The organism is Streptomyces hirsutus, assembly GCF_001418415.1.
Lineage (GTDB): Bacteria > Actinomycetota > Actinomycetes > Streptomycetales > Streptomycetaceae > Streptomyces > Streptomyces hirsutus.
Genome location: NZ_LIQT01000694.1, coordinates 1 through 2,385, shown reverse-complemented (window position 1 = coordinate 2,385; position 2,385 = coordinate 1). Strand labels below are relative to the sequence as shown.

The 2,385-nt window shown below is 72.8% G+C and carries 2 protein-coding genes; both read left to right on the top strand.

All coding sequences use genetic code 11. The features are described 5' to 3' along the window. Positions 1-74: 74 nt before the first annotated feature. On the top strand, positions 75-1,064 hold the full coding sequence (nadC, locus tag AOK11_RS37525) for a carboxylating nicotinate-nucleotide diphosphorylase (RefSeq protein WP_055598098.1): 990 nt from the start codon (positions 75-77) through the stop codon (positions 1,062-1,064). Positions 1,065-1,073: 9 nt separating this feature from the next. Beyond that, on the top strand, positions 1,074-1,871 hold the full coding sequence (locus tag AOK11_RS37520; protein ID WP_055598097.1) for a type III pantothenate kinase: 798 nt from the start codon (positions 1,074-1,076) through the stop codon (positions 1,869-1,871). The last annotated feature ends 514 nt before the right edge of the window (positions 1,872-2,385 follow it).

Sequence of the window (2,385 nt, the reverse complement as noted above, 5' to 3'; positions counted from 1 at the left end):
CCCCGACGTCGAGCTTCTCTGACGTCCCGGACCCCCCGACCCTCCCGCACCAGGCCCCAGGAGCAGTGACAGCAGTGACCACCCCAGACCTTCCCCTCACCCCGTCCGGTGGCTGCGGCGACGGCTGCGCCTGCGGCGCGGACGGCGACGAGAGCCATGACGAGACCTACCTGGAGTGCGGCCTCGACCCCGCGCTCGCCCAACTCCTGGCCGACGCCGGTCTGGACCCGGTGGAGGTCGAGGACATCGCCAACGTCGCCATCCAGGAGGACCTCGCCCACGGCGTGGACGTGACGACGGTCGCGACCATCCCCGAGGACGCCGTCGCCACCGCCGACTTCACCGCGCGGGAAGCGGGCGTCGTGGCGGGCCTCAGGATCGCCGAGGCGGTCGTCTCGGTGGTCTGCACGGCGGAGTTCGAGGTCGAACGGCACGTGGAGGACGGCGACCGGGTGGAAGCCGGCGACAAGCTCCTCTCCGTCACCGCCCGCACCCGCGACCTCCTCACGGCGGAACGCAGCGCCCTGAACCTCCTGTGCCGCCTCTCGGGCGTCGCGACGGCCACGCGCGCGTGGACCGACGTCCTGGACGGCACGAAGGCAGAGGTCCGCGACACCCGCAAGACCACCCCGGGCCTGCGCTCCCTGGAGAAGTTCGCCGTGCGCTGCGGCGGCGGTGTCAACCACCGCATGTCGCTCTCCGACGCCGCCCTGGTCAAGGACAACCACGTCGTCGCCGCGGGGGGCGTCGCCCAGGCGTTCCAGGCCGTCCGGGAACGCTTCCCCGACGTACCGATCGAGGTCGAGGTCGACACCCTGCACCAGCTCCGCGAGGTCGTGGACGCGGGCGCCGACCTGATCCTGCTGGACAACTTCACCCCCGGCGAGTGCGAGGAGGCGGTGGCTCTCGCCGCCGGCCGCGCCACCCTGGAGGCGTCCGGCCGGCTCACCCTCGACAACGCCAGGGCGTACGCCGACACGGGGGTCGACTACCTCGCCGTGGGCGCCCTCACCCATTCCTCGCCGATCCTGGACATCGGCCTGGATCTGCGAGCGGCTGAGTAGGGGCCCGCCATGCTGCTGACGATCGACGTGGGCAACACGCACACCACCCTGGGCCTGTTCGACGGCGAGGACATCGTCGAGCACTGGCGGATCTCCACGGACGCGCGCCGCACCGCGGACGAGCTCGCCGTTCTCCTCCAGGGCCTGATGGGCATGCACCCCCTGCTCGGCGACGAACTGGGCGACGGGATCGACGGCATCGCCATCTGCGCGACCGTCCCCTCCGTCCTGCACGAACTCCGTGAGGTGACCCGCCGCTACTACGGCGACGTCCCCGCGGTCCTGGTCGAGCCGGGCGTCAAGACCGGTGTGCCGATCCTCACCGACAACCCCAAGGAGGTCGGCGCGGACCGCATCATCAACGCGGTCGCCGCCGTCGACCTCTACGGCGGGCCGGCCATCGTCGTCGACTTCGGCACCGCCACCACCTTCGACGCGGTCAGCGCGCGCGGGGAGTACGTCGGCGGCGTCATCGCCCCCGGCATCGAGATCTCCGTCGAGGCGCTCGGCGTCCGCGGCGCGCAGCTCCGCAAGATCGAGGTGGCCCGGCCCCGGAGCGTGATCGGCAAGAACACGGTCGAGGCGATGCAGTCCGGCATCGTCTACGGCTTCGCCGGCCAGGTCGACGGCGTCGTCCGCCGGATGGCCCGCGAGCTCTCCGACGATCCCGAGGAGGTGACCGTCATCGCGACCGGAGGCCTCGCGCCGACGGTCCTGGGCGAGAGCTCGGTCATCGACGAGCACGAGCCGTGGCTGACCCTGATCGGCCTGCGCCTGGTCTACGAACGGAACGTGTCGCGGATGTAGCGCATCCCGGACGTGGCGTTCTCGGACCGGTCCCGGGCGCGGCGTTCTCGGACCGGCCTGCGGGCCACGGGAGGCCGGTCCCGAGCGGTAGGGATGGTCCGGCCCGCACGCCTCGTGGAGCGGGCCGGACCCTTCGCGGAGCGAACGTCCTCGGCCGGTTCCCCGGCGGTCCCGGGCCCGCGAGCCCGCACCCCGGGGCACCGGGTGGCCCTCGCCGAACGGCACCCGCTCCCCGCCGGGGCACCCGCCCGGGCGGGTCCACCCGGGTGGACCCGTGCGTCGTACCCGCGCGCCACACCCGTGCACTATGCGTTGTTTGTCTGATTAGCGCGTATCGTCGCCGCATGCCCACGCCCTACGGATCCCGCGGCGGCATGGCGTTCGGCGCGGAGGAGCTGCGTGTGCTCCGCCGCGCCCTCGCCCTCGCCCTGCACCCCACGTCCGCCTCGGCCGAAGACGTCCAGGACTGCCTCCGCCTCGCCGATTCCCTCGACGAGGCGGAGGCAGTCCTGGA